The following is a 25,860-nucleotide window of genomic DNA, read 5'->3' on the forward strand; positions in this document are numbered from 1 at the left end:
GGATAAGGCGATGAGCAACCCATTTGAATATGAAGACAGCAATTATCTGGTGTTAATCAATGAGGAGGGTCAATACTCCCTCTGGCCTGCATCCCTTGAAGTACCCGCAGGTTGGACCGTGATGCTTGGCAAGGCCAAGCGCCGGGTATGTCTCGATTACATCGCCGAGCAATGGACAGATTTAAAACCGCTGAGTCTCTGTGATGAAGTTGGCATGCCTGGAGCCGTTTATGAGGCTAGCAGATGAAATTCGGTCTGAATCCCAAGGTCATTGTCAGCATTGTCTACGTACTGGCGATGTTTATGGTGGCTATGGATGGAACGGTCTTGAACGTAGCATTACGAACCATTAGTGAAGAGCTGGGGATTCCCCCAGCTGCTTCAAGTACCTTGAATGTGGGTTATCTGGTGAGTTTGGCTGTATTCCTGCCTGTCGCCGGGTGGCTTGGTGATCGATGGGGAACGAAACGAGTTTTCTTATCGGCACTGGCACTGTTTACGGTATCTTCTGCACTTTGTGCGACGGCCGATCAATTAAGTACGCTGACGTTCTTTCGCATTTTGCAGGGTGCAGGGGGTGGTCTGCTTACTCCTGTAGGGATGGCGATGCTGTTTCGAACCTTTCCTCCCCAGGAACGGGCTAAGGTATCTCGAATGCTCGTACTGCCCATCGCGCTGGCCCCGGCACTTGGGCCGATTGTGAGCGGATTGATTGTGGACCAGCTCTCTTGGCGATGGATCTTCTATGTGAATCTGCCCGTCGGCATTCCAGCGGTAATCTTCGGAATGCTGTATCTGAAGGAGCACAGAGAACAGGGAGCTGGTCGACTGGATGTACCGGGTTGGTTATTATCTGCCCCAGGACTCGCTCTGACGATGTACGCTCTTAGTCAGGGTCCGCTGCGAGGGTGGACTTCCCCTCTTATTATTGGAGCTGGCCTTACAGGAATCATCCTGCTCGCGTTGCTCGTGGTGGCCGAACTGCGCGCGAAGCAGCCTTTGCTTGACCTGCGTTTGCTGAAAGACCGTTTATTCCGCTATTCGGGTCTAGTATCTGTATGCGGGTCAGCAGGTCTGCTGGGCATGTTGTATGTGTTTCCGTTGATGTATCAAAACGTGCTAAACGCCTCTGCGCTGGAGACAGGGCTGACCACATTCCCGGAAGCCCTGGGACTTATGATTGCTTCCCAGCTTGTGCCCTGGACGTATCCGCGCCTAGGCCCACGTAAGCTTATATCCATGGGTCTGATCTGCACGGCGGTGATTTTTATTACACTTAGTCAGATCACAATGGATACGAATCCATGGTTCATCCGTGCATTATTGTTCGGAGTGGGCATCTTCCTGGGACAGACGGTAGGCGCGGTGCAGATTGCTTCGTTTGCCCAAATACCGCCTCCTTCTATGGGACGAGCCTCCACCTGGTTCACGGTGCAAAATCGGTTGGGTTCCGCGATTGGAATGGCGTTATTGTCTGCTGTTCTGGCTGGCGTGGGTACAACGACGGTGACTGCGGCTGGAGCGATGGAGCCGAATATGCTGGCGTACCGTTTGGCTTTGCTGGGAGCTGCTGCGTTTCTATTGATTGGTCTATGTTTTGCCCTGAAAATCAGCGATGCTGACGCGGCTGCAACGATACGGAAAAACAGCAGTCAGGGTCTCTTTCGGAGGCAAAAGAAATCTCCATCATTGACACAGGAAACGTCTGTACAATCGAAAGGTTAAGTCCCCTGGCAGTTGAACATGATATCCATTCAGAGGATTGCGTGAATGCAGTCCATTGGATAATAAAAAGTCCCTGGCCGGTTCGCCAGGGACTATTCGGTATTTCTACATGAGTGCTATTTCATAAATCTACAATAAAAATCTAAATTGCTATGTTTGTTACATTCGTTTCTAAGATTTTACGCTGCTCGAGCAATAATCTGATTTCTCTCAAGAACCGCTTGAGACTCAGCATTTGCAGGACGGTAGCCTTTTTCCAGCAATTCTTTAATGTAAATTTTGTTGTAAACGAAGGAGAATACGATTCCACTAACCCAAGCTCCGAAACCCACAGTGAAGACTCCAAGAGCTACACTAATCAAAAACATGATGGCAGCCCATTTCAAATCACCACGGAAAAGAGCAGGGAAAAAACCGAAAAAGAGTGTTGTCCAGCTGAAACCAACCTTAACGTTTTTGGTCACACCTGCATTGTTTTGCAAAAAGATATGCATTTGTCCACTTCCTTCTAAAATAATAAATGGAGAGAGAATCGAGCATTAACAAGTATGTACTGTAGAATCTAGTTATAAATACCTGATCTTTATTACCTATTTCTCTTCCTTCTGGTCCTATAGTACCATTAACTGGACAGAATGTTAATCATTTTTTTGAAAATTATGGTTCGGAAAGGGATTAATGCACATTTTGATAAAATGTAAAAAATGAAGGAGGGGTCTGTAACCCCTCCTTCATAATAATGCCTGATACAACTCTTCGATTGTGATGACATCCGGCTGGGCAGGTAGATCTTCTCCTGCGGAACAAGCTGCTAACATATGCCCATGATCCAGTCGCAGGCTGAGGAATGGATAAGCGGCTGCTTCTGGTGAGTGCCAGTTCCCGTCAGCATTACGGATCATGGAGAATGAATCAAGTGGCATGGACAGGCCCATGCCGACGGCCTTGATGTAGCTTTCCTTCAACGTCCATAGACGGTAGAAGGTCTCTAGCTGCATCTCGGCGGGCTCCGCAGCCAGAAATTGGCTCTCTGTGAGAGAGAAGAATCGCTCCGAAATCTTCATGTCGATAGGCGATATTTTTTCCACATCCACACCCAGATCAGCGTCACCGCCAGAGATTAAAGCAATCCAATCGCCGGAGTGCGAGACATTAAATTGAACATCAGCATAGTTACTGAGACTGAGTGAAGGTTTGCCGTATTTGTTACGGGTAAAGGAAAGTCCTTCTGGCCTTAGGCCAGTCAACTTGCTCAGCGTCACACGGGTCAACACTTCACCCAGAACAGAGCGATAGGCGTCCGCCTGATGTACAAAGCGTGAAGCTTGTCCTCGTCTTTCCTCAGATACGTGCAATAGAAAAAGGTTCCAGTATGCCTCGGGCAATTCTGCCGGAACTTGAAGAACTTGAATCGTTATCATCATTTATCACCTGACGATGTATTCGGCATGGATTGCACACTTTCCTTTATAATCATCGGTTTATCGGGTCTGCGCGTGCCGCTTCATACCTGCTGTGTTCTTTTCCATTCTTCATGTGCAGCCTGTACCCGTCCCCACATTTCTTTGCGTTCCACTTCTGTGTAATTCACCAACGGTTCGTGGAATTTCTCAGCCAATACGTCTTTCCACTCGGTGTAGGTTTGAATCTCCTTTTTGCGGATACCATCGCGGTCATGCGTCCGGAGCATACATCCACGTAGTTCGTTGCTTTGGAGAGCATGCCTCTGACGGAGCAAAAATGCGTTATGCCAAGGCGAATCGGCTGACTGGCTGTAGAATTCATGCTTGGGCATGAACTCTTCCAGGCTGGTAAGCTCTTCGGGAGCGAAGTCGACACCCTCACTTGGCCCGTTGGGTTCATATTCAAGTCTCCATCCGCCAGGAGCAACAGATGAAGGCATTAATGTATAAGTAAACGGGGCCGATCCGTAAGTTCCATAACGAAGAGGAAGCGGTTCGAAGGGCATGCCGCCCAGACCGACATCCACAATCCAACGTTCCACATTCGGGTCTGCATCTGGCAAAGAGACCGACAGACCTAGATGGAACGAGTTCACACGTGGCTGCTCTCCATATGGCTGAACTCCGGCACGATGCCAATGCACCGTATATCCCAGAGAGCGAAGCAGAACGCTGAATGCGCCATTCAGATGAAAACAGTAACCACTACGGCCTTGCAATATAAGCTGGACCGATTCTTGAAGATCAATGCCCGCAGGCCGACCTGCAAAAATATCGACCGTTTGCCAGGATAGATGCTGTACATGTGCCTGCTGGATTTCGGATAGGAATTCCAGTGTGGGTTCCTTGATATCATGAATGCCTATCCGTTTCAGGTAGGCCTGTATTTCAGATGGAGACAATGTAACATTCATCCAGATCACCTCGAGTCATGTAGTGGGCTGCAAGTGAATTGTTCTCAATTGTTACTGCCCTGAATTCATTGTAAAAGTGAATGGCTGAGATGAACACATAGGTTTAATTCGATTGTACCGGTACAGTTTAGGGTGATAATGAACAATAAAGGTTGTGTCACATACACATCTTTCCATGATTGGGAGCGTTATTTCTTTTTCTTGGTATGCTAACCGTTTGGAGTGGATATAGGTTAGAATATAGATAGATAGCAGGATTAGGAGATGGAAAAAATGGCTAATGATGAAGTGATTTTGACACAGGAAGGCTTGGAAAAGCTGGAGGACGAACTGAGGGAATTAAAGACGGTGAAGCGTAAGGAACTGGCGGCGCGTCTGAAACTCGCGATCAGTTACGGTGACCTGAAGGAAAATAGTGAGTATCATTCAGCCAAAGATGATCAGGCTTTTATGGAAACCCGCATTTTGATTCTGGAGAAAATGCTGACCAAAGCAAGAGTCATCACTTCGGACAATATCGACTCGAACAAAGTAAGCATTGGCTCAACCATTCTGCTTAATGATATCGAATTCGCCGAGAAGATTGAATACATGCTGGTTGGTCCGGCCGAGGCGGATGTTGCTGATAACAAAATATCGTACGAAAGCCCGCTTGGCAAAGAACTGATGGGCAAAGAAGTAGGCAGTGTCATTCATGTCAATGCGCCGATGGGCATTATCAAATATGAGTTGCTTGAAATTAAAATTTAATGGGAATAAAGGTGTTTCGGCAACCATGGAAATGGCTGTTGGAACACCTCTTTTTTATTCTTTCAAAATAATGTTCAGCTCCGTTTTTTTCGTCCATCCAGAATTTCACGGGTCATGGCAAATACAACCCAGAGCAGGATCACGATATGGATCATCGCAATGGAAATGCCTATGCCATACATCAAGTCATTGCTCAGTCCTGAACTGTGCATACTAAAGCTCGCTCCATCTCCTCCGCCAAAGTTACCATGCCCACCACCGATGCGTGATAGCCCTTCCTCAGCTCCAAAGTCGCCACCAGAGCCTGTGCTCATGATCATGGCAATATTTACGTAGGTCGTCAGGGAGAAGGTGATTGCTGCATACATCCATTTACGTTCAAAGAACGGAACCAGAACCAAGAATAACAAAGCAGGTATGCTGTAACGCTCATGAATTTCCGTTGGCAGCATAAAGAAGGCGAGATTCACCGCTGCACCTGCAATGAGCAGAGATGAAATACGAATTTCCTTAATCAGCAGTAGATAGGCCGCTACTCCAACCGCGGCAATGGCAAGCAGCAGCAGACCAAGCATTTTATACGTCACTATGCCAAACAACACCGTAGCATCGCTGGTTCCCGGATCACCAAGCAGGTGATACCAGATATTCATGGCGTTCAGCGAAAGCTGCGGATACATATTAACGGCGCTTCCGTAGGCGTTGGTCAGCATGGTGCCGAGGGTTCCGTTTGCAGCAAAATAGAGAAGCACAGGCAGGATAGCCATCATTAATCCTGCTACAAATAGAAACGTGCCGCGAAATCGCCTGTTATAAAGCTGGCGTAGTAATACAATACCGATCACCGGAGCAATGACAATCGCCTGGAACTTTGCCAGCAGGGCAACGCAGAACAGTACACCCGCCAAGAGAGGATTACTTAGCAGCAGAACGGTAGACAGCACCATTAATGTACTGTGCAGGATGTCGATCTGTCCCCACATGGCGCTGTCGACCAGCAGACCAGGATTGAAGGAAAGAACTGCAAGCAGTACCAGCCGTGGGCCAGAGCTTAGCTTTTTGAATGTGAGGGCCAAGACCGCCATGGACAGCATATCGAAGGCGATAGGCAGTATTTTCATGGACAGATTGCCAGCGGAGGCGGTTATGCCGAGCCCACCCAGTATCCAGCGGTACAACCCTAGAATGAAGATAAACAATGGGGGATAGTTCTGATCTTTTCCATACAGGTATGATTCACGAACCCCGTATTGGTGGACGGCATTCATCCAATTAACGAACCAGGGACTGATCTCCAATATAACCCCTAAATTTTGTTCCAAGGTACAAACGCAGCAATAGACCGCCAGTGAAAATTAGAGCGGCATACAGCCAGAAATGCCTGTTCCATCGGGTGTTTGGATCTCTGTAGGTCAGTGTATTCATCCTTCTCCTCCTCAGCATGGGCGATTGAGATTGGTGCAAGTATAGGTGACCAAGCTGAAAAAGGGATGAATTTTGGATCATGTTTCACTCGAATGGAAGCTTAAAGTTTGCTGAAAGCCAGTGAATAGCACGGGCGATTCAACAGCAGAGAAGCAGGATGTGAGGAGGTTCCTCCTTCTTAACGGTTTGGTGCCAGCAGGGGAAGTTAAGTTTGCAGCCATCTGAGCAATTACCGAACTACAGGGCAGGGTTGGCGTGCTCCTTTTTATCACATACTGTATATTAGGGGGTTCAGTGGACTACATGTCGCATGCTGCTTGCTTTGTTAAGCGAAGAAGGCAAGGGCAGCATATTTAATGTAGACATTCCTGTAAATAAATAACATTTCGACAAATTTCGATTTTCGAATGACCTGACACGTGGAGTAGTATATAATTACGGGAAAACTTTAAAGTGATGGAGTAGATACGATGAATTTTAGTAAGTCCAATAATCCTAATTTGAATCAAGACGGGCCCAACAAAGGTGAACGCTTCTCACAGGCCGGATTCATTCTGGCTGCCATCGGTAGTTCAGTGGGTCTTGGCAACATGTGGAAGTTTCCTTATATTACGGGAGAGAACGGGGGAGCGGCGTTTTTCCTACTCTTTATCGTTTGTCTCCTATTGATTGGTCTGCCCGTATTGCTGGCTGAGCTTGCGATTGGTCGTAGCGGCAGAGGAAGCGCGGCTACGGCCTTTATTAAAGCGGGTGGGCAAAAAGGGTGGCTTGCGGCTGGTTTGCTGCAAGTATTGACGCCGTTTATCATTCTTTCCTTTTATGTCATCATTGCAGGTTGGACGCTGCAATATGCAGTGACGTCATTCAGCGGCACGCTGTATAACAATCCTGACTATGCTGGGCAATTTGGTGATTTTGTAGGCGGTTATATGCCGATTGTGTGGCAGCTGATTTCAGTTCTGATTACAGGCTGGATCGTAGCCAAAGGGGTATCGAATGGGATCGAGAAATTTAACAAAGTGCTGATTCCAGCGATGCTTGTTCTGCTCATTATCCTGATGGTTCGTGCAGTGACTTTGCCAGGAGCTGGTGCGGGAGTTTCCTTCTTCCTGAATCCTGACTTCTCGCAGCTCACGACCGAATCTGCGCTGGTTGCGCTTGGACATGCTTTCTTCTCCCTATCGCTGGGTATGGGTATTCTCGTGACATACGGTTCATATGTTGATAAAAATCAATCGCTCGGTGCAGCAACCATTGCTGTCGGTGCGGGTGACTTGATCTATGCATTCATTGCCGGTCTGATCATATTCCCAACGACATTCTCCTTCGGGATTGCACCAGATCAGGGCCCGTCGCTGATCTTTGTGGCTCTGCCGGCAGCCTTCTCGGCTATGCCGCTGGGCTTCGTGTTTGGTGGGTTGTTCTTCGTGCTTCTAGCGATTGCGGCGTTAACTTCGGCTGTATCCTTGCTGGAAGTTCCGGTGAAATATTTTATGGAGAGACTATCCTGGAGCCGGAGTCGCTCGGTATGGACCATCTCACTTGCCGTCTTCATCGTTGGGCTTCCTTCGGTATTGTCGCTTGGATTGTTCCCTGAATGGAAGATTGGCTCGAAGAGTGTGTTCGACTGGATGGACTTTATGGCGTCCAACATTTTACTTCCGATTGGTGGATTGCTCGTTACTATTTTTGCCGGATACTTCTGGAAAAAGGCAGCCGAAGCTTCCGGCCTGCGTGCAGGCTGGTTCCGGGTATGGCTGTTCATGCTGCGTTATATAGCGCCAATCTTGGTGCTTCTGGTTCTGCTGCACACCTCCGGTATTATTCACTTCTAAACGGTTGGGAATTGAAGTGGAGAAGTAAGTTACTGTGCAGATTTGCCATTGATAAAACCTCTTGGAAGAAATGCAAAAGCCCTTGTGTTCCCTCGTCAATTTTGGGACAATACAGAGTAGAGGTTTTTTCGATAGACCGATAAGCCATATGCTTTTTGCGAAAAGAGGACAATAACATGATTAAATCATCCATATATGGATTAACATTAGAGCAACTACGTGACTGGCTGCCGGAGCACGGACAGAAGAAATCCCGTGCTTCCCGCATCTGGGAATGGTTATATCAGGAGCGTGTGCACGATTTTACAGACATGACGGACGTGCGTCAGGAATGCCTGGATGTCATTTCCGAGCATTTCACGATGAACTCGCTGAGTGAACATGTGAAGCAGGAATCCGCTGACGGCACCGTGAAATTTCTGCTGCGTATGCAGGACGGTAATCTGATTGAAACAGTTTTAATGCGCCAAAAATACGGTCTCACTGTATGTGTAACTACTCAAGTGGGATGTAACATTGGTTGCAGCTTCTGCGCGAGCGGGCTGATCAAGAAGAGCCGCGATCTGTCCGGTGGTGAGATTGTGGAACAGATTATGCATGTACAACAGTATCTTGATGCAGCTGGCCAAGGCGAGCGGGTAACTAACGTGGTCGTAATGGGAATTGGCGAACCGTTTGACAATTTCCAGAACATGACTGACTTTATCGAAGTGATCAAGCATCGTAAAGGGCTGGCGCTTGCGGCTAAACGGATCACCGTATCCACGAGCGGACTACCTGACAAGATCAAGGAATTTGCAGACAGCAATCTGCAGGTCAATCTGGCGATCTCCCTGCACGCACCGAATAACGAACTGCGGACGCATATCATGAAGATCAACCGGGCCTTCCCGATTGAACAATTGATGGACGCGGTGGATTATTACCTGGCTACGACGAACAAGCGTATTATGTTTGAGTATATTTTGCTTCGGGACGTCAACGATCAGCGGGAACATGCGGCCGAACTGGCTGAACTGTTGTCCAGCCGCAAGAGTATGGTCAGTATCAATCTGATTCCTTACAATCCGGTGGATGAGCACAGTCAGTATCAGCGGAGCACGGAAGAGTCCATTCTAGGCTTCTATGATACATTGAAAAAGAATAACATTAACGCAACTGTACGCATGGAACATGGTACCGATATCGATGCGGCCTGCGGACAATTGCGCAGTAAACAGATGAAAAATAACACCACTGAATCTCAGCCAGGTCGTCTGGCTTTGGGATAAGGATGCAAGAGAAGAAGTCAGGTTAACGCCTGACTTCTTTGTCATGTTATATACTTAGTGTAAATACTCTCCCAATGTGGCGCTACATCTAACGAAATCATCGCACCTAATTGCGGCAAAATACGTGAATTAGAAATGCTAACGAACTTCAATCACGTTATTGCAGTCAAATTGACATAGAAGGTGCAAGCTAGTTTGCAAAGCAGAAAATAAGGTGTGTACGGTTCGTTACAATCCCAAAATGGTTGAATCTCCATTAATAGCACTGACTGGGTTCATTAGAAACCAAAAAGAGCATCCCAAAGTCTTGTTCTTGAACTTTGAGGATGCTCTTTTTGTATTTATTTCAGTTTTTTGGTCATCAGCAGATGAGGAATGCTATCTTCCATGAATACGTCCGAGGCTGCCGTGTATCCGAGACGTTCGTAGAACCCGGAGGCTTGTACCTGTGCGTGCAGCTTGGCTTTCTCCAGCCCTTGAGCGAGAGCCATCTGCTCCAGCTTATCGATCAGCACACGACCAAGTCCATGTTTCCGATAATCGATCATGACACAGATCCGTTCCAATTTGGCAACATTTTCGACCACACGTAGTCTGGAAGAGGCGGCAGGAACGCCGTCTACGTAGAGCAGGATATGTTTTGCTTCCGTATCCAATGCATCAAAGGTGTCGAATTCATCTTCTGCAGGCACCCCTTGCTCTTCAACAAAAATAGCGGTACGAATGGCGAAGCAGGCGTCGAGCAATTCCTGGTTATTAGCTTCAACAATAGTTGTATTCATGAATGTTTCTCCTTTAGTCAATAGTAATTCTATTCTGGCATGGTAAACTGGTAGATAGCTTGAATGTATACCTGTTCCATGTGTTATCATGGTTAAAATTTAAACTGATTTAATTCAGTTATATCATCAATTATGTTGCGAATGCAACAATTTTATAGAGGGGTGAATACATTGACTGAAAAAAAAGAAGTGTTGCGTGAAATCGGCATGATTGCCCGCTGTCTGGATTCGATCAGCAACGTTGAATTCCAACATTTAAACTTGTCTCGTGGACAGTATTTGTATCTTTATCGCATATGTGAGAATCCTGGTATTATCCCCAACCAGCTCGCTGAATTAATCAAAGTTGATCGTACCACTGCGGCTAGAGCCATTAGCAAACTGGAAGCGGACGGGTTTGTCGTCAAACAGTCCGCATTGGACAATAAGAAGAATAAGCTGTTATATCCGACAGATGCTGGTCTTGAAGCTTGGGAGTTCATCCGCAGGGAGGGTGCTCATTCTGACCAGGTAACGCTGGAGGGCTTAACGGAGGAAGAGATCGAGATTGCGGTTAAGCTTCTGCGCCGGATGCGCCACAATATTGAGGTGGATTGGAAATTCGTCAAAAAGGGCGGCCGCCGGCCTTATATGGATCAATCTGAATGAACTATACTTCTAATGCGTAAGGGCTGTCTGCTGGTTTATTTCGGGCGACAGCCTTTTTGCTGTAGAAACATATGCCGATATTCTGTATAATCTTCCAGGCTGAATATGAGAGCTGAACTTCATTACAGTAACGGAGGGTTGCGCAATGAGCGAACGGGGATCGGACTTTTACGAAGATGGGGCCAATTTTGAGAAGTATATGGAACGCCGGCAGTGGCAGGAGAATGCCAATGATACGTTGGAGAAGCCTGTAATGCTGGAGCTGATTGGAGACGTTGGGGGCTTGAGCATATTGGATCTCGGCTGTGGGGATGCGAGGTTCGGAGCAGAACTGTTGGGTCCCGACCACCGTGGTGGCAGCTACATGGGAATTGAAGGTTCAGTGAATATGATTCAGGCTGCCAATGAATCGATAAAGGGCCAGAACGCGCAGATTGAGCAAGCGTATATGGAAGATTGGAGCTATCCCGCGAATACATATGATCTGGTCATATCCAGACTGGCGATTCATTATATTGAGGATGTGGACAGCCTATTCCGCAAGGTATATCAGACGTTAAAAAAGAATGGCACATTCGTATTTTCGGTAGAACATCCTGTGATCACGTCAACGTTGCAGCCTTCGGGGGTCCGAACCAACTGGGTTGTCGATCAATATTTTGTGGAGGGATTTCGGGAGCAGCAATGGCTTGGAGGTACGGTGAAAAAAATGCATCGCTCCATCGAATCTTACTATATGGCATTACAGCAGGCAGGATTTCAAGTACAGCATCTGCGGGAATCGGCGCCTCAGCGTCAATATTTTTTGAACGAGGAGACGTACCTGCGCAGACAGCGGATTCCGTTGTTTTTATTCCTGTCTGCCCGGAAATAGTACACAGAAAACTGTGGATAATTCATAATATAGCCAAGCAGCCCAAAAACCTGTCCACATGTGGATAAGATTTTGGGCTGCTTCGACTGTTCGGATTGTGAATAGATAAATTGAACTAAAGAATATTTACACTTGCCACTCCGATGACAGAACAACCTTCCGATCGCTGTTATCCCCAGAATTTTTTTGAATCCCTTATTTAAAGGGGAAAATCCGGGGATAAAGGCGAGGTGTATGCTTCCGATGCAGCTTTCTTTCAGAAAGCTTTTAGCTCCGCTTCTTCAGGTTATTTCTGTCCTCTCCGTTATCGTGTAAATGTTTAGTTTAATTTATATAGATATAGAAAATTATTTATCCGATGCTCTGACATAGACACGTTCTCCATGCCGATCCACATCCACCGGTGATTCAAAAAAGTTACTCAGTACGTCTCTGTTCATCAACTCACTGGTTAATCCACTATTCACGATCTCGCCCCGCCGGAGCAGCAGGCTGTGACTGAACACAGGCAATATTTCCTCCGTATGATGAGTAACGTAGATGAGCGAAGGTGTATCCGGCTTCTGCGTCAGCTCACTGATACTTTCAAGCAGCCGCTCTCTAGAGAACAGATCGAGCCCATTGCAGGGTTCGTCCAGAATGAGTACACGCGGGTTAGCCATCAGGGCTCTGGCAATGAGCAGCTTCTGCTTCTCCCCCTGGGAGCAGGTACGGTATTCGCGATCCCACAGATGCTGACAGCCGAGTGTATGCATCAATTCTCGTGCCTGATCCAGATCCTCGTCTGACAGTTTATCGTACAGTCCGATGGTGGCGTGTTTGCCGCTAATCACGACATACTGGGTGCGGTCGGTGCCATACAATTTCTCCTGAAGGGAGGAGCTGACCCAGCCAATCGACTTCCGCAGCTCTCGCAAATCCACATCTCCGTAACGGTGTCCGAGCACGGATATCGTACCTGCTGTGGGCCAGAGATATCCGGTGATCATGTTCAGGAGTGTGGTTTTACCGGAACCATTCAGGCCAAGCAATGCCCAATGTTCGCCTTCGTTTACACGCCAGCTGACATCGTTCAGCAGGGTGATCGGTCCCCTTTTCCAAGTAACATGCTGTACATCAATGATCATGGGTTATTCCTTCCTTCTGTTTAGCCTCTGTCGCCATTATCCTGACCTTATTGTAGTCACAAAACGACTGACGTTTCAATGCATATTAGGCGTTTCTTGGCCGATCCCGACGCAGGAATACAGCACACACCCCGAGCAGCGGCAAAAAAGAACATAGCTTGATGACGAATGAAATGCTGGTCACATCAATCAGGGAACCGAGCACAACCGAGCCGAGTCCCGCCATGCCAAACGACAGGCCGAAGAACAATCCCGATACCGTCCCAATATGACGCGGCAGCAATTCTTGTGCGTAGACAATGATGACACTGAAGCCGGACATCAGAATCAAACCGATCATGCCGCATAATACCATGGATAGAGCAGGTCCCGCATAAGGCAGCAGCAGTGAAAATGGTGCAGTACCCGCGATGGAGAACCAGATCATCGGTTTACGTCCATAACGGTCAGCCAGTGGGCCGCCGAGCAAGGTTCCAACCATACCCGCAAATTGCAGAACGAACAGGCAGATCTGTGCCTGCGAAAGAGGCAGGTTATACGCATCGGCGTAATAAAAGGCATAGTATCCGGTCATACCGGCAATATACACGAATTTGGAAAACAGCAGCAGGATGAGGATACCCATTGTAAAAGCGATAAATCCCCGACTTACAGGCTGGGCAGCAGGCTGCACAATGCCATTTGCCTGTACAGACTGTTGCTGACGGCTGCGATTATCCGCCAATTTGTCTCTATACCAACGGCTAACGGAAGACTGGATAACGATCCCGATTAGGGCAAAAGCCATTAGCCACAGAAAACTAAGCTGTCCATGCGGGAGCAGGATAAAGGCAACCAGCAACGGGGCGAGAGCCTGACCTGTGTTGCCACCGACCTGGAAGATGGACTGTGCCATTCCGCGTCCGCGACCTGCCGCCAGATGAGCGACGCGTGAGGATTCAGGATGCAGGATGGATGAGCCTATGCCAATCAATGCTGCAGAGACAAGCAGCATCCATAACTCGGAAGACAAGGCAAAGCCGAGAACACCGATGAGGGAGAACAACATGCCGCCAGGCAGAAGAATCGGCATCGGCTTGCGATCAGACATATAACCGACCAGCGGCTGAAGGACCGAAGCGGTAATATTCAATGTGAAGGCAATCCAGCCCATCTGGGCGAAACTGAGCTGCATGGTCTGCTGGAAAAGCGGAAAAGCAGACGGAACAACGGTCTGCATCGCATCATTCAGCAGATGGGCGAAGCTGACTCCGGCAAGCGCCCAATTGGCGGAGTGATTGATTTGCATTTTGCTTACAGCGGCTTGTGCCACGGGAGATCACCTCGAATTATTTTTTTACCATGATAAAAGATACAGACGGATATTGTCTTTGTGAAAAGTGCTTGGAAAGTGAGCACGATTTGCTATAATGTCAGCAGGTGAGGAAACGATGGAATTAAACATGATGCTGAATGGATTGGAATTGTGGAAGGCTTCTGGCGGATTCGCCAATGAACCCCATGTGCATGATGACTGGTATCAGGTTACGTTGCCTGTAAGAGGACAATGCCATCTGGTGCAGGAACAGCAGGCTTATCCACTACAAGCAGGACTGGGAATTATTGCGCATCCCCGGATGGAGCACTTTTTCGAGATTGGTTCGGATTCCGCGGTTATCGTTATCAAGTTTCGTAATCCGCCAGTTGGCGGCTTGGAGGATTCAGGTCAACAAGGGGCGCAGACCGAATTTCGGACCACACAAACCTTCGATCCTGCTGAAATTAGCAGACTATTTCGAGGCTGGAACGCCATTTTGTTGGACGATGCGCCTGAACCATTGCAGATACAGGAAACGGAGCTTGCAGTAGAGACATATCTTGGGCGGATGCTGACTGGTCAACCGAATGGGAGTAACCTGACGCTGGCAACCGCAGGAATAGGTGTGGTGGGGAGCGTGGGGTCTGGTCTGGTTTGCGGGCAGCTTTCGAATCTGCTTCAGCGAACAAGCAGCAACAGCGGCGCGTTCATCGACCCCCATCTACGGCGCGTGCTGGAGTATATACACAGTGACTATACAAGTCCAATGGACATTGAATCGATGGCGGCGGTTGCGCACCAGAGCAGATATCATTTTATGCGTTCTTTCAAGGCACTGACAGGTTCAACGCCGTATCAGTACGTGCTGAATTTGCGTGTGGAGGAAGCCACCCGACGACTGCGCCATACAACAGATCCAGTGACCACCATCAGCTTTGGGCTGGGGTTCTCCAATGTCAGTCAGTTCTACAGGGCGTTTCAGCGCGTGACGGGTGTAACACCGATGGAGTATCGAAACCAGATGTAGAATCTGAAGAGGTTGAAGCCACAGGCAACACGTATAAAAATAGAACAATCCTGCGCTGCACCAGAACGTTGGCGGGGGTAGGACAAGAGCGGGGCAGAACGGAAGAATCAGGAGAGCGGAATCTGGTCCCAGGTGCAGGACCAGGGATTCTGCAAGGCCAATTTCTCTTGTTGGCTGCGCTGGAAATGGAGCGATTGCCATGAACAAACCTCTGTCACACGGATCAGATCTGGATCTGTACAGAAATGGTTACCTGGTTGCTGCGGACGGAAGCGGCGATTTTCCCACTATTCAATCTGCCATTGATGCCATTTCGGCAGACTGCACTGAAAAGTATACGATTCGCATAAAGCCAGGCACTTATGTTGAAAAACTGCACATCGAGAAACCGATGGTCCACCTCGTCGGTGCGGGAGCCGATCAGACCATCATCACGTATGATGATTATGCGCTCAAGAAGTTCCCGAACGGGGAGCTGTATCATACCTTTCATTCTTACACGGCCTTTATTGGTGCAGATGATTTCACCGCTGAAGGACTTTCCTTCATAAACTCGGCCGGACCTGGTCGTGAGGTGGGTCAGGCGTTGGCTGTATACGTGGATGGGGATCGGGCAGCCTTTCGGCATTGCCGATTTATGGGTCACCAGGACACGATCTTTACCGGACCGCTGCCCGAGCAGCCGATTGACCGGAGTTTCTTCGGGGGGCCGCGTGACGGGGCGGAGCGGCGGAAGCTGCGCCAATATTATGAGGACTGTTACATTGAGGGCGATGTCGATTTTATTTTTGGCTCGGCTACGGCAGTGTTCCAGGGCTGTGAGATCTTTGCGAAGAATCGCTTGAGCGATGCTGCTGCTGCAGAGGGAGAAGTGAATGGTTGGATAACGGCTGCTTCCACACCAGAGGATGCACGATATGGCTATGTGTTTATCGATTGTGACCTAACCAGCAACGCCCCCGCTCAGTCTGTATATCTAGGCAGACCGTGGCGAAATCATGCCAAAGTCTGCTTCCTGAACTGCTGGATGGGGGCGCATGTGAAACAGGAGGGCTGGCATAATTGGAACAAGACCGATGCGGAAGCGACGGTTGCGTACTTCGAATATCATAGTGCCGGACCTGGGGCAGGAAGTGTGATGGGGAGAGTTCCTTGGGCGAAAATACTCAGTGAGCAGGAAGCGGCTGAATACGCTGTGCCTATTATTTTATCCGGTGAGGATGGGTGGCAACCTTTCGAAGGTATGCTGTCATCTGAACTAGCCTCTTCGAAATTGAAACAAACTTAGTAATACATCCGTTCATTTATAAAATGAAAATAAAAAAAGGCTGTCTACCAAGTCTCTTAATGACTTGGTAGACGGCCTTTTTGTGCGGTATATTACATTTTTCGCCCCCCATAGAAATAATTTATCCCTTATCTCAATTGCATTTTACTGATTAAATACAGGGTGAGGATCTGTAAATTCCCTGTAAATTTGGATGATGTCTGCAAAAAAAGAAAACGAGAGGGAAGGTCCATTTTGATAAGGGAAGGGAGTGAAGCGATACTCATCGTCAGACGGTTTTATAAGCTCTATAGATCGCGGATCACATGTAAGTGCACCAGTGAAGCTTTGTTTGCAAGGTGAAAATAATCTGAATACAGGAGGGATTTTGCTTGAATCAAGCTGTTCGATTCCGCCCGGTCATTACATTCGCTTTGGCATTTATTCTGATTATTACGTGGTTTGCACCAAGAGCAGACGCCGCTGCCCAGTGGCAGGCAGGCACCGCATACAAACAAGGAGATCTAGTAACCTATTTAAATAAAGATTATGAATGTATTCAGCCCCATACGGCTTTGACCGGATGGGAGCCCTCAAATGTGCCTGCGTTGTGGAAATACGTCGGGGAAGGTACGGGAGGAGGAACTCCAACTCCGGATACGACACCACCTACCGTCCCTGCAGGTTTAACCTCATCCCTCGTCACGGATACATCGGTCAATCTTACCTGGAACGCTTCCACGGACAATGTGGGTGTAACCGGATATGAAGTGTACCGGAACGGTACTCTCGTGGCGAACACTTCAACGACTACGGCTGTAGTAACAGGACTGACAGCCGGCACCACATATGTTTTTACAGTCAAAGCAAAAGATGCGGCAGGCAATCTGTCCGCTGCAAGTACCTCTCTCAGCGTTACCACTTCCACCGGATCTTCGAATCCTGGGCCTAGCGGCAGCAAATGGCTGATCGGCTACTGGCACAACTTCGATAATGGCTCTACCAATATTAAACTGCGCAACGTGTCAACAGCCTATGACGTTATTAATGTCTCCTTTGCCGAGCCGATTTCACCCGGCAGCGGAACGCTCGCTTTTACTCCGTATAACGCTACGGTAGAAGAGTTCAAGTCGGACATTGCATACCTTCAAAGCCAAGGGAAGAAGGTACTGATTTCTATGGGGGGAGCCAATGGCACGATTGAGCTCACAGATGCGACCAAGAGACAACAGTTCGAGGATTCCCTAAAATCCATTATTTCGACTTACGGATTCAATGGCCTCGACATCGATCTTGAAGGAAGCTCCCTGTCTTTAAATGCGGGCGATACCGACTTTCGCAGTCCAACGACTCCGAAGATCGTTAACCTGATTAACGGCGTGAAAGCGCTTAAATCACACTTTGGTGCCAATTTTGTCCTGACCGCTGCACCGGAAACGGCCTACGTACAGGGCGGATATCTGAACTATGGTGGTCCTTGGGGGGCGTATCTTCCAGTGATTCATGCCTTACGTAATGACCTGACCCTACTTCATGTGCAGCACTATAACACCGGTTCGATGGTGGGGCTGGATGGACGTTCTTACGCTCAAGGGACAGCCGATTTCCATGTCGCCATGGCCGAAATGCTGCTTCAAGGTTTTAACGTAGGCGGAAGCTCGGGTCCATTCTTTAGCCCTCTGCGCCCGGACCAGATCGCCATTGGCGTACCAGCTTCCCAGCAGGCGGCTGGAGGCGGCTATACGGCGCCAGCTGAGCTGCAAAAGGCATTGAACTATCTGATCAAAGGAGTATCATACGGCGGTTCTTATACCTTGCGCCAGCCTGCGGGTTATGCCGGTATTAAGGGCATTATGACCTGGTCAATCAACTGGGACGCGTATACGAATAACCAGTTCTCGAACGCACATCGTCCATTCCTGAATGGACTTGGCACGCAAAAGACAGAGGAGGTTGTGTATTAAATGATAAATTTAAATAAACACACTGCTTTTAAGAAGACTGCAAAGTTTTTCCTTGGTCTGTCCCTGCTCTTATCCGTCATTGTTCCTTCCTTTGCGCTCCAACCAGCTACGGCCGAAGCAGCAGATTCTTATAAAATTGTTGGTTACTATCCGTCCTGGGCTGCGTACGGGAGAAACTATAATGTAGCCGATATCGATCCGACCAAAGTGACGCATATCAACTATGCTTTTGCTGATATTTGCTGGAACGGCATTCATGGGAATCCGGACCCTTCGGGCCCCAATCCTGTAACCTGGACCTGTCAGAATGAAAAAAGCCAAACGATTAATGTACCAAACGGAACGATCGTGCTCGGCGATCCATGGATCGATACGGGCAAGACATTTGCAGGGGATACATGGGATCAGCCTATTGCAGGCAATATCAATCAGCTTAACAAGTTGAAACAAACCAATCCTAATCTGAAGACTATTATCTCCGTTGGAGGATGGACGTGGTCCAACCGTTTCTCTGATGTAGCCGCGACTGCTGCAACCCGAGAGGTATTTGCGAACTCCGCCGTCGATTTCCTACGGAAGTACAATTTTGACGGGGTAGATCTGGACTGGGAGTATCCGGTATCAGGAGGACTCGATGGTAACAGCAAACGTCCTGAAGATAAGCAGAACTACACATTGCTCCTGAGCAAAATCCGTGAAAAGCTGGATGCAGCGGGAGCTGTGGACGGCAAGAAGTATTTGCTTACGATTGCAAGCGGTGCGTCTGCGACCTATGCTGCCAATACGGAGCTTGCAAAAATTGCTGCCATCGTCGACTGGATTAACATTATGACATACGATTTTAACGGGGCTTGGCAAAAGATCAGCGCACATAATGCGCCATTGAACTATGATCCTGCGGCTTCAGCCGCTGGCGTGCCAGATGCCAATACTTTTAATGTGGCTGCCGGAGCACAAGGACATCTGGATGCAGGCGTACCGGCCGCTAAACTCGTGCTTGGTGTTCCATTCTATGGCCGTGGCTGGGATGGATGCGCACAGGCAGGCAACGGCCAGTATCAGACGTGCACGGGTGGTTCTTCCGTTGGAACATGGGAAGCAGGCTCCTTTGACTTCTATGATCTGGAAGCCAATTACATCAACAAAAACGGATACACGCGTTACTGGAATGATACGGCCAAAGTGCCATATCTCTATAATGCGTCCAACAAGCGCTTTATCAGTTATGATGATGCGGAGTCCGTTGGATATAAAACGGCTTATATCAAGAGCAAAGGACTCGGCGGAGCGATGTTCTGGGAGCTCAGCGGTGACCGTAACAAAACACTCCAAAACAAACTGAAGGCCGATCTGCCTACCGGAGGTACAGTGCCACCAGTAGATACGACAGCACCAAGCGTACCAGGGAATGCCCGTTCGACAGGCGTGACAGCAAACTCGGTGACGCTGGCCTGGAATGCTTCAACGGATAATGTAGGCGTTACCGGTTATAACGTCTATAATGGCGCTAATCTTGCGACATCCGTCACCGGAACGACAGCAACAATTAGTGGACTTACAGCGGGGACCTCATATACCTTCACGGTAAAAGCAAAAGATGCGGCAGGTAATCTGTCTGCGGCCAGTAATGCTGTAACTGTAAGCACAACGGCTCAGCCGGGAGGCGATACGCAAGCACCAACTGCACCGACGAACCTTGCGTCGACCGCGCAAACCACATCCAGCATAACGCTGAGCTGGACGGCATCCACTGACAATGTGGGTGTAACGGGTTATGACGTGTACAACGGAACGACACTGGCAACAACGGTAACCGGAACGACCGCAACGATCAGCGGGCTTGCGGCGGATACCTCGTATACATTTACGGTAAAAGCAAAGGATGCGGCAGGCAATGTGTCTGCAGCCAGCAACGCGGTAAGTGTGAAGACGGCGGCTGAAACGACGAATCCTGGCGTATCCGCATGGCAGGTCAACACAGCTTATACTGCGGGACAACTGGTCACATATAACGGCAAGACGTATAAATGTTTGCAGCCCCACACCTCCTTGGCAGGATGGGAACCATCCAACGTTCCTGCCTTGTGGCAGCTTCAATAGTTAAAAATTGAAATACAACATTTTTAATTGAAATGTGCAGTGTTGGCGAGCTTAGTTTAGTGGAAAGAGAATATGAAACATGGATTGTTTCTCGGCGCTAAACAGAAGAAGATAAGAAAAGGGAAGACCAAAAACCACCGGCTCTTGATCCGGTGGTTTTTGGCTATGATATATCAAAGCAGGCTCCAACAAGGCTTTGTCCTACTTATTTCATCTAAAGTTTTACACTTACATAATTTGAACTTCAATTAGAAATCAAAGTTGTCAGGATCAGGTCCAACGCGAACGTCTTCATTCAGGGCGCTAATACGCTCCATCTCATCATTAGACAATTCAAAGTCGAAGATGGAAGAGTTCTCGACGATACGTTTCTCCTTGGTAGACTTCGGAATGGTGATGACACCGTTCTGCAAGTCCCAACGAAGGATTACTTGTGCTACCGATTTACCTTTCGCAGTTGCAATTTCGGTCAGAACCGGATTGTCCAGAAGTTGACCCTGCATTAGCGGGGACCAAGCTTCCAATTGAATTTCGTTTTTCTCACAGAATGCTTTAAGTGGAGCTTGAGTCAGACGAGGGTGGTACTCCACCTGATTAATCACTGGCTTCACTTCAGCATCCTGCAACAGATCTTCAAGGTGATGAATCTGGAAGTTGCTGACGCCGATGGCTTTAATGCGACCTGCTTTGTAAAGCTGCTCCATCGCTTTCCATGCGCCTTTATATTTGCCTGCTTTTGGCCAGTGAATCAGATACAGGTCCAGATATTCCAGTCCCAGTTTGTTCAGCGTGACATCAAAAGCAGCAAGAGTTTCCTCGTATCCGAGGTCTGCATTCCACACTTTGGAGGTAATGAACAGTTCTTCACGTTTCAGATTATTCTCTTTCAATGCCTCTGCGATTGCTTGTCCTACACCGGATTCGTTGCCATAGATAGCGGCCGTATCAATGCTGCGGTAACCGTGAGCAATCGCTTGTTTAACGGCCTCGATTAATTCAGATCCTTCTTCTACCTGAAATACGCCAAGTCCGAACCAAGGCATATGAACGCCGTTATTTAAAGCTACTGTAGATTGTAAATGTTGTGCTGTCATGTGAAGTCCTCCTCATATTATGAATCAAAAATGGTGTAACGATGTTAAACGATAAATCCTAGTATCCTTCATTAAGTCATAGTAGATTAAATTCGAATTAACGTATTATACTAGATTAAAATAAAAAGCGAAACCGGTTCCGAGTTGTAGCTTCAACCTAGGAAAGACGCGTGTTTAGGCTGATATCTGACTGAACCTGTCTTACGTCTCTGATGGGGAATATGGATCTTTACGATCAAGCGCTCTTGCCCAACCAGTCAGAAGAACAGCAGCCAGAACCATAATTGCACCAACCCATGTGGTATGAATCAGACCGATGGAATCTGTGATTACACCGCCCAAATATGCACCAATTGCGATACCCGCGTTAAAGGCTGCGATGTTGAAGGCGGAGGCGACGTCTTTGGCCTGCGGAGCATAACGTTCTGCGAGCGTCACGACGTACATCTGAAGCCCTGGCACATTCATAAAGGCAAGCAGACCCATGCCGAGTATCGTGAGTAACGCTGCCAGCTTAAATGGAACTGTGAAATACAGTATGCCCAGAATGACGGTCTGAATGATAAACATATAGAAGAGTGCTCGGAGCGGATTGCGGTTGGCGGCTTTCCCTCCGATAATATTGCCAATAGCAATAGCGATCCCGTACAGCAGCAGAATACCCGCGACCGTTTTCTCGGAATACCCGCTGATATCATGCAATAGTGGGGACAGGTAAGTGAATACCACAAACGTTCCCCCATATCCCACGGCTGTAATGGCAAAAGCCAGAAGCAACCGTCCGCCTGTCACCAGCTTCAGTTGTTCTCGGAATGCAGTTCGCGTTCCGCGTTGTAACGTGGATGGTACTAGAAGCATGTTGCCGATGAAGGCAACAACACCTACGACAACGATAAGAATGAAAGCTGCGCGCCAGCCCCAGTTTTGACCGATGAGTGTACCCAGGGGTACACCAGTTACTGTAGCAATGGTCAAACCAGAGAACATGATGGCAATAGCGCTCGCCCGTCGGTTTGCAGGAACCAGGTCTGCCGCAATGGTGGAACCAATGGACATGAATACTCCGTGTGCCAAAGCGGAGACAATTCGCGCAATGAGCAGCATGGTAATTCCACTCGAGAGCGCCGCCATGGTGTTACCAGCGATAAAAACAACCATAATAGCAAGCAGCAGCGTCTTGCGTGACACCGTTGACGTCAATGAGGTCAGAATCGGTGCCCCGAAGGTTACGCCTAATGCATATAATGTAACGGTCAGTCCCGCTGTCGTTACGGAAATGCCCAGGTCATCTGCAATAAGGGGCAGCAGACCAACGCTGATAAATTCAGTGGTGCCGATGGCAAACGCACTGATTGCCAGCGCCAGCAGTGCCCAGGTACTGCGTTTTGAATCATGTAACATGTCTTGTTCAACTCCCCAGAATGTAGATTTACGTACCGGCAAATGCTATTATGAGTTATTCGACATAAAATGAATAGTACGTACTTTTTAGTACCCTACGTACTTTTTAGTGCCTATATAGCAATTGCTTTTATGAATAACAATTTCCGGGAGGACATTCAGCATGATAAGAAAGAAGTATAATATTTCAGTTGAAGCGACGCTTGAAGTCATCGGTGGCAAGTGGAAATGCGTCATTCTCTGCCATCTGACACACGGGAAGAAACGCACTAGTGATCTCAAGCGTATTATGCCCGCAATTACGCAGAAAATGTTAACGCAGCAGCTGAGGGAGCTTGAAGATGACGGGATTGTGAACCGTATTGTTTATAATCAGGTACCTCCCAAGGTGGAGTATGAACTGAGTGAATATGGCCGAAGTTTGGAACCGATTCTAAATGCCCTTTGTAACTGGGGAGATCAGCACATTATTAAGGAATACGGAGACAAATCCTCAGTGTTGGAGGATAATGGGTTAAATGACTTCAACACGGACAACAAGGAGCTGATGAAGCCATGAACTATAAAATTCTATATGATGGTGCATTTGCGATGCTTAAAGTGCAATTGCAACGGGGGGAAAGGTTCAAGGCAGAAAGCGGGGCCATGGTATCCATGACACCAACCGTTGACTTGAAGGGATCTGCTGAAGGCGGTATGTTTGCCGGATTCGGACGTATGATCAGCGGCGAGAAATTCTTTTTTCAGGAATTGACGGCTGCAGGGGGATCTGCGGAAATTCTGTTGTCACCCTCCAGCATGGGGGATGTGGAGGCGATTGAACTGGATGGTTCCTATTCGCTCTACGTACAGAAAGATGGTTTTCTGGCCGGAACGGAAGGCATCCAGGTGAATACCAAAATGCAAAACTTGAAGAAAGGTCTCTTCTCGGGAGAGGGTTTCTTTATTATAGAGATCAGTGGGCGAGGAACAGTGTTCCTATCATCCTATGGTGCAATCCATGCGATCAATCTGGCTGCGGGTGAAGAAGTGATCGTGGATAATGCCCACTTGGTCGCATGGCCCAATTATATGGATTATCGCATTGAGAAAGCTTCACAAGGCTGGTTATCCAGTGTGACCAGTGGAGAAGGATTAGTATGCCGATTCCGGGGTGAAGGGACAGTCCTGATTCAGAGCCGTAATCCGCATGGATTTGGTCAATGGGTCAAGCAATTTATTCCTTCACGCTAATGTTTTCCGCTGAAAATGTACAACGTTGAAACGCATGCGTTCCGACAAGCGTTATAAGAAAAATGAAGCTCAAGGTGTAATGATGGAGGTATATTGAGATGGAAAGCTCACGGTATAAAAATGCTCAGGAAAGTCCAGGATACCTGCTATGGCAGGTTACTACGATGTGGCAAAAGGAAATACGCAGGGTGCTCGAGCCTCTGGAATTAACACAACCCCAATTTGTATTATTGCATGCCTGTGTGTGGCTCAATGAACGCGACACAGAGGGCAAGGGAGTAACCCAGGTCCAGCTTGCGCAATTTGCCAATGTGGATGTTAACGTTACTTCTCAAGTTCTCCGTGCTCTTGAAAAGAGAGAGTTGATAACTCGCAAGCGTCATCTTACCGATACCCGTGCGAATATTATTACAACAACGCCGGAAGGAACTCGCTTGGCGCTTGAAGGTATTCATCTTGTTGAAGCCGCTGACAAGGTGTTCTTTGATGTGTTAAGTGATCGTAAGGATGAATACATGGAAATTATGCAGGAATTTATTCGATATAAAACAGATGTTTAATGCATAAAAAGATTTTTTCTATGGTTTATTAGACTACAATGTGTAGTGAAGTTGTACCTCCCGGACTTTTTAGCCGGGAGGTTTTTTCTGTTGGTTCAATCAATCCGATAAGTCGCAAATGGCTTACCATGGCGGAAAGAGTCGCTGAGTTGATCGAGCTCGGTGATCATATCATCGGTCAGTTTCATGTCCAGGCTAACCAGATTATGTTCCAGCTGTTCGGTACTCGTTGCCCCAACGATAACCGTTGAAACAGCAGGGCGTGCCAGCAGCCATGCGAGCGACAGGACACTTGGGGAGCAGCCATACGCCGATGCCTTTTCACTGACCTGCTCACCTAATTTAATATTGTGTTCCAACAAGAAACGATTGAAGGCCGGATCGGTATCCGCTCTGGAACCGGAAGGCACGCCAGCTTCGCCATTGTATTTGCCTGTCAGAATGCCGCCCGCGAGCGGGAAATACGGGATGATGCCCACACCTTGATCAAGGCACATCGGTACGAGTTCAAGCTCAGGTGTGCGATCAGCCAGAGAGTAGCTGGCTTGGGTCGAGATATAACGTACATATCCTTTTAGTTCGCTGCTACCAAGAGCTTTCATCAGTTCCCAGGCTGCATAGTTGGAAGCTCCGATATAGCGGACTTTGCCGGAAATGACCATATCGTCCAATGTGCGCAGCGTCTCATCCAGTGGTGTATGCGGATCAAAGGTATGGATCTGATACAGATCCACATAGTCCGTTTGAAGACGCCGCAGGCTATGTTCAAGCTCTTGCTGCAAATGATAGCGGGATGAACCGCGCCCATTGGGACCCTCATGCCGGGGAAGTCCGGCTTTGGTAGCAAGCACAGCGTTTTCCCGTCTGCCTGCCAGGGCCTGTCCGATAATCCGCTCCGATTCAGTTCCGGCGTAGATGTTGGCGGTATCAATAAAATTGATTCCCTGATCCAGTGCCGCATGAATAATGCGGATAGAAGTTGGGTCATCCGCCCGTTTACCAAAGGCATTGGTGCCGAGTCCAAGTGCGGAAACGCGCAGCCCGCTATTCCCCAAACGTCGATATTCCATCGTTCATCGCTCCTTCTGTGTCATTTCTTGTAT

The 25,860-nt window shown here is 48.2% G+C and carries 25 protein-coding genes; 14 read left to right on the top strand and 11 right to left on the bottom strand.

From position 1 onward, the window contains the following. Positions 1 to 10 precede the first annotated feature (10 nt). Together ACDJ58_RS28065 and ACDJ58_RS28070 are read left to right on the top strand one after the other, a co-directional pair. A complete protein-coding gene (locus ACDJ58_RS28065) occupies positions 11 to 247 on the top strand; it encodes an MbtH family protein (protein WP_413374031.1) in 237 nt (78 codons plus the stop codon). Beyond that, entirely contained in the window at positions 244 to 1,725 is a 1,482-nt protein-coding gene (locus tag ACDJ58_RS28070) for an MDR family MFS transporter (protein WP_413374032.1), read from the top strand. The genes ACDJ58_RS28065 and ACDJ58_RS28070 overlap by 4 nt, the downstream gene beginning before the upstream one ends. 179 nt (positions 1,726 to 1,904) lie before the next feature. On the opposite strand, the gene ACDJ58_RS28075 is transcribed toward ACDJ58_RS28070, so the two are convergent. From ACDJ58_RS28075 to ACDJ58_RS28085, 3 genes are all read right to left on the bottom strand, one after another. Next, positions 1,905 to 2,219, bottom strand: coding sequence for a hypothetical protein (locus ACDJ58_RS28075; protein ID WP_063565889.1), 315 nt, complete (start codon positions 2,217 to 2,219; stop codon positions 1,905 to 1,907). 237 nt (positions 2,220 to 2,456) lie between these two features. Then, the gene (locus ACDJ58_RS28080) at positions 2,457 to 3,149 is read right to left on the bottom strand and encodes a 4'-phosphopantetheinyl transferase family protein (RefSeq protein ID WP_413374033.1); all 693 of its coding nucleotides are present in this window, start codon (positions 3,147 to 3,149) and stop codon (positions 2,457 to 2,459) included. 80 nt (positions 3,150 to 3,229) lie between these two features. Continuing rightward, positions 3,230 to 4,102: an arylamine N-acetyltransferase family protein gene (locus tag ACDJ58_RS28085; protein WP_413374034.1), complete on the bottom strand. Its 873-nt coding sequence runs from the start codon at positions 4,100 to 4,102 to the stop codon at positions 3,230 to 3,232. A gap of 273 nt (positions 4,103 to 4,375) precedes the next feature. On the opposite strand from ACDJ58_RS28085, the gene greA reads away from it, so the two are divergent. After that, positions 4,376 to 4,852 (top strand): transcription elongation factor GreA, encoded by a 477-nt coding sequence (gene greA / locus ACDJ58_RS28090; protein WP_063565893.1) that lies wholly within the window; start codon positions 4,376 to 4,378, stop codon positions 4,850 to 4,852. Between the two features lie 74 nt (positions 4,853 to 4,926). On the opposite strand, the gene ACDJ58_RS28095 is transcribed toward greA, so the two are convergent. After that, the gene (locus ACDJ58_RS28095; protein WP_413374035.1) at positions 4,927 to 6,150 is read right to left on the bottom strand and encodes a hypothetical protein; all 1,224 of its coding nucleotides are present in this window, start codon (positions 6,148 to 6,150) and stop codon (positions 4,927 to 4,929) included. Further along, complete coding sequence (locus ACDJ58_RS28100) at positions 6,125 to 6,277, bottom strand: hypothetical protein (RefSeq protein ID WP_413374036.1); 153 nt, start codon at positions 6,275 to 6,277, stop codon at positions 6,125 to 6,127. The genes ACDJ58_RS28095 and ACDJ58_RS28100 overlap by 26 nt, the downstream gene beginning before the upstream one ends. Before the next feature lie 470 nt (positions 6,278 to 6,747). Here ACDJ58_RS28100 and ACDJ58_RS28105 point away from each other — a divergent pair, with 470 nt between their 5' ends. Then, positions 6,748 to 8,112 (top strand): sodium-dependent transporter, encoded by a 1,365-nt coding sequence (locus tag ACDJ58_RS28105; RefSeq protein WP_413374037.1) that lies wholly within the window; start codon positions 6,748 to 6,750, stop codon positions 8,110 to 8,112. Positions 8,113 to 8,288: 176 nt separating this feature from the next. Next, complete coding sequence (gene rlmN / locus ACDJ58_RS28110; protein WP_413374038.1) at positions 8,289 to 9,383, top strand: 23S rRNA (adenine(2503)-C(2))-methyltransferase RlmN; 1,095 nt, start codon at positions 8,289 to 8,291, stop codon at positions 9,381 to 9,383. Positions 9,384 to 9,724: 341 nt separating this feature from the next. Here rlmN and ACDJ58_RS28115 read toward each other — a convergent pair whose 3' ends face one another. After that, the gene (locus ACDJ58_RS28115) at positions 9,725 to 10,165 is read right to left on the bottom strand and encodes a GNAT family N-acetyltransferase (protein ID WP_413374039.1); all 441 of its coding nucleotides are present in this window, start codon (positions 10,163 to 10,165) and stop codon (positions 9,725 to 9,727) included. A gap of 141 nt (positions 10,166 to 10,306) precedes the next feature. On the opposite strand from ACDJ58_RS28115, the gene ACDJ58_RS28120 reads away from it, so the two are divergent. Continuing rightward, complete coding sequence (locus ACDJ58_RS28120; protein WP_413374040.1) at positions 10,307 to 10,813, top strand: MarR family winged helix-turn-helix transcriptional regulator; 507 nt, start codon at positions 10,307 to 10,309, stop codon at positions 10,811 to 10,813. Between the two features lie 145 nt (positions 10,814 to 10,958). After that, on the top strand, positions 10,959 to 11,687 hold the full coding sequence (locus ACDJ58_RS28125) for a class I SAM-dependent DNA methyltransferase (RefSeq protein WP_413374041.1): 729 nt from the start codon (positions 10,959 to 10,961) through the stop codon (positions 11,685 to 11,687). 347 nt (positions 11,688 to 12,034) lie between these two features. Here ACDJ58_RS28125 and ACDJ58_RS28130 read toward each other — a convergent pair whose 3' ends face one another. Both ACDJ58_RS28130 and ACDJ58_RS28135 read right to left on the bottom strand, forming a co-directional pair. Further along, positions 12,035 to 12,814 (bottom strand): ABC transporter ATP-binding protein, encoded by a 780-nt coding sequence (locus ACDJ58_RS28130; RefSeq protein WP_413374042.1) that lies wholly within the window; start codon positions 12,812 to 12,814, stop codon positions 12,035 to 12,037. Positions 12,815 to 12,899: 85 nt separating this feature from the next. Next, complete coding sequence (locus ACDJ58_RS28135; RefSeq protein ID WP_413374043.1) at positions 12,900 to 14,126, bottom strand: MFS transporter; 1,227 nt, start codon at positions 14,124 to 14,126, stop codon at positions 12,900 to 12,902. A 118-nt stretch (positions 14,127 to 14,244) separates the two neighbouring features. On the opposite strand from ACDJ58_RS28135, the gene ACDJ58_RS28140 reads away from it, so the two are divergent. From ACDJ58_RS28140 to ACDJ58_RS28155, 4 genes are all read left to right on the top strand, one after another. Beyond that, positions 14,245 to 15,138 carry a helix-turn-helix domain-containing protein gene (locus ACDJ58_RS28140; RefSeq protein WP_413374044.1) on the top strand — a complete coding sequence of 298 codons (894 nt, stop codon included), beginning with the start codon at positions 14,245 to 14,247 and terminating at the stop codon, positions 15,136 to 15,138. 199 nt (positions 15,139 to 15,337) lie between these two features. Continuing rightward, on the top strand, positions 15,338 to 16,426 hold the full coding sequence (locus tag ACDJ58_RS28145) for a pectinesterase family protein (protein ID WP_413374045.1): 1,089 nt from the start codon (positions 15,338 to 15,340) through the stop codon (positions 16,424 to 16,426). 371 nt (positions 16,427 to 16,797) lie between these two features. After that, positions 16,798 to 18,369 (top strand): chitinase, encoded by a 1,572-nt coding sequence (locus ACDJ58_RS28150; RefSeq protein WP_413374046.1) that lies wholly within the window; start codon positions 16,798 to 16,800, stop codon positions 18,367 to 18,369. Beyond that, complete coding sequence (locus ACDJ58_RS28155; RefSeq protein ID WP_413374047.1) at positions 18,370 to 20,469, top strand: glycosyl hydrolase family 18 protein; 2,100 nt, start codon at positions 18,370 to 18,372, stop codon at positions 20,467 to 20,469. A 248-nt stretch (positions 20,470 to 20,717) separates the two neighbouring features. Here the strand turns inward: ACDJ58_RS28155 and ACDJ58_RS28160 are convergent, their stop codons facing one another. After that, positions 20,718 to 21,563 carry an aldo/keto reductase gene (locus tag ACDJ58_RS28160; RefSeq protein ID WP_413374048.1) on the bottom strand — a complete coding sequence of 282 codons (846 nt, stop codon included), beginning with the start codon at positions 21,561 to 21,563 and terminating at the stop codon, positions 20,718 to 20,720. A gap of 201 nt (positions 21,564 to 21,764) precedes the next feature. Further along, a complete protein-coding gene (locus ACDJ58_RS28165; protein ID WP_379437484.1) occupies positions 21,765 to 22,964 on the bottom strand; it encodes an MFS transporter in 1,200 nt (399 codons plus the stop codon). Between the two features lie 163 nt (positions 22,965 to 23,127). Here ACDJ58_RS28165 and ACDJ58_RS28170 point away from each other — a divergent pair, with 163 nt between their 5' ends. The 3 genes from ACDJ58_RS28170 (at position 23,128) to ACDJ58_RS28180 (ending at position 24,757) form a co-directional block, all read left to right on the top strand. Then, entirely contained in the window at positions 23,128 to 23,523 is a 396-nt protein-coding gene (locus tag ACDJ58_RS28170) for a winged helix-turn-helix transcriptional regulator (protein ID WP_024629739.1), read from the top strand. Beyond that, complete coding sequence (locus ACDJ58_RS28175) at positions 23,520 to 24,197, top strand: TIGR00266 family protein (protein ID WP_413374049.1); 678 nt, start codon at positions 23,520 to 23,522, stop codon at positions 24,195 to 24,197. The genes ACDJ58_RS28170 and ACDJ58_RS28175 overlap by 4 nt, the downstream gene beginning before the upstream one ends. A 98-nt stretch (positions 24,198 to 24,295) precedes the next feature. Beyond that, positions 24,296 to 24,757 carry a MarR family winged helix-turn-helix transcriptional regulator gene (locus ACDJ58_RS28180; protein ID WP_376038592.1) on the top strand — a complete coding sequence of 154 codons (462 nt, stop codon included), beginning with the start codon at positions 24,296 to 24,298 and terminating at the stop codon, positions 24,755 to 24,757. Between the two features lie 95 nt (positions 24,758 to 24,852). On the opposite strand, the gene ACDJ58_RS28185 is transcribed toward ACDJ58_RS28180, so the two are convergent. Further along, a complete protein-coding gene (locus ACDJ58_RS28185; protein ID WP_413374050.1) occupies positions 24,853 to 25,827 on the bottom strand; it encodes an aldo/keto reductase in 975 nt (324 codons plus the stop codon). Positions 25,828 to 25,860: the final 33 nt, after the last annotated feature.

Origin of the sequence: Paenibacillus taichungensis (assembly GCF_047302525.1) — a bacterium.
Classification (GTDB): domain Bacteria; phylum Bacillota; class Bacilli; order Paenibacillales; family Paenibacillaceae; genus Paenibacillus; species Paenibacillus taichungensis_B.

Excerpts from the sequence above, each read along its gene's own strand:
- ACDJ58_RS28160 (WP_413374048.1), bottom strand. The coding sequence starts at position 21,563 with ATGACAGCACAACATTTACAATCTACAGTAGCTTTAAATAACGGCGTT.
- ACDJ58_RS28125 (WP_413374041.1), top strand. The coding sequence starts at position 10,959 with ATGAGCGAACGGGGATCGGACTTTTACGAAGATGGGGCCAATTTTGAG.
- ACDJ58_RS28145 (WP_413374045.1), top strand. The coding sequence starts at position 15,338 with ATGAACAAACCTCTGTCACACGGATCAGATCTGGATCTGTACAGAAAT.
- ACDJ58_RS28115 (WP_413374039.1), bottom strand. The coding sequence starts at position 10,165 with ATGAATACAACTATTGTTGAAGCTAATAACCAGGAATTGCTCGACGCC.
- ACDJ58_RS28175 (WP_413374049.1), top strand. The coding sequence starts at position 23,520 with ATGAACTATAAAATTCTATATGATGGTGCATTTGCGATGCTTAAAGTG.
- ACDJ58_RS28075 (WP_063565889.1), bottom strand. The coding sequence starts at position 2,219 with ATGCATATCTTTTTGCAAAACAATGCAGGTGTGACCAAAAACGTTAAG.
- ACDJ58_RS28100 (WP_413374036.1), bottom strand. The coding sequence starts at position 6,277 with ATGAATACACTGACCTACAGAGATCCAAACACCCGATGGAACAGGCAT.
- ACDJ58_RS28120 (WP_413374040.1), top strand. The coding sequence starts at position 10,307 with ATGCAACAATTTTATAGAGGGGTGAATACATTGACTGAAAAAAAAGAA.
- ACDJ58_RS28165 (WP_379437484.1), bottom strand. The coding sequence starts at position 22,964 with ATGTTACATGATTCAAAACGCAGTACCTGGGCACTGCTGGCGCTGGCA.
- ACDJ58_RS28170 (WP_024629739.1), top strand. The coding sequence starts at position 23,128 with ATGATAAGAAAGAAGTATAATATTTCAGTTGAAGCGACGCTTGAAGTC.
- greA (WP_063565893.1), top strand. The coding sequence starts at position 4,376 with ATGGCTAATGATGAAGTGATTTTGACACAGGAAGGCTTGGAAAAGCTG.
- ACDJ58_RS28155 (WP_413374047.1), top strand. The coding sequence starts at position 18,370 with ATGATAAATTTAAATAAACACACTGCTTTTAAGAAGACTGCAAAGTTT.
- ACDJ58_RS28130 (WP_413374042.1), bottom strand. The coding sequence starts at position 12,814 with ATGATCATTGATGTACAGCATGTTACTTGGAAAAGGGGACCGATCACC.
- ACDJ58_RS28080 (WP_413374033.1), bottom strand. The coding sequence starts at position 3,149 with ATGATGATAACGATTCAAGTTCTTCAAGTTCCGGCAGAATTGCCCGAG.
- ACDJ58_RS28085 (WP_413374034.1), bottom strand. The coding sequence starts at position 4,102 with ATGAATGTTACATTGTCTCCATCTGAAATACAGGCCTACCTGAAACGG.
- ACDJ58_RS28180 (WP_376038592.1), top strand. The coding sequence starts at position 24,296 with ATGGAAAGCTCACGGTATAAAAATGCTCAGGAAAGTCCAGGATACCTG.
- ACDJ58_RS28065 (WP_413374031.1), top strand. The coding sequence starts at position 11 with ATGAGCAACCCATTTGAATATGAAGACAGCAATTATCTGGTGTTAATC.
- ACDJ58_RS28105 (WP_413374037.1), top strand. The coding sequence starts at position 6,748 with ATGAATTTTAGTAAGTCCAATAATCCTAATTTGAATCAAGACGGGCCC.
- rlmN (WP_413374038.1), top strand. The coding sequence starts at position 8,289 with ATGATTAAATCATCCATATATGGATTAACATTAGAGCAACTACGTGAC.
- ACDJ58_RS28140 (WP_413374044.1), top strand. The coding sequence starts at position 14,245 with ATGGAATTAAACATGATGCTGAATGGATTGGAATTGTGGAAGGCTTCT.
- ACDJ58_RS28070 (WP_413374032.1), top strand. The coding sequence starts at position 244 with ATGAAATTCGGTCTGAATCCCAAGGTCATTGTCAGCATTGTCTACGTA.
- ACDJ58_RS28185 (WP_413374050.1), bottom strand. The coding sequence starts at position 25,827 with ATGGAATATCGACGTTTGGGGAATAGCGGGCTGCGCGTTTCCGCACTT.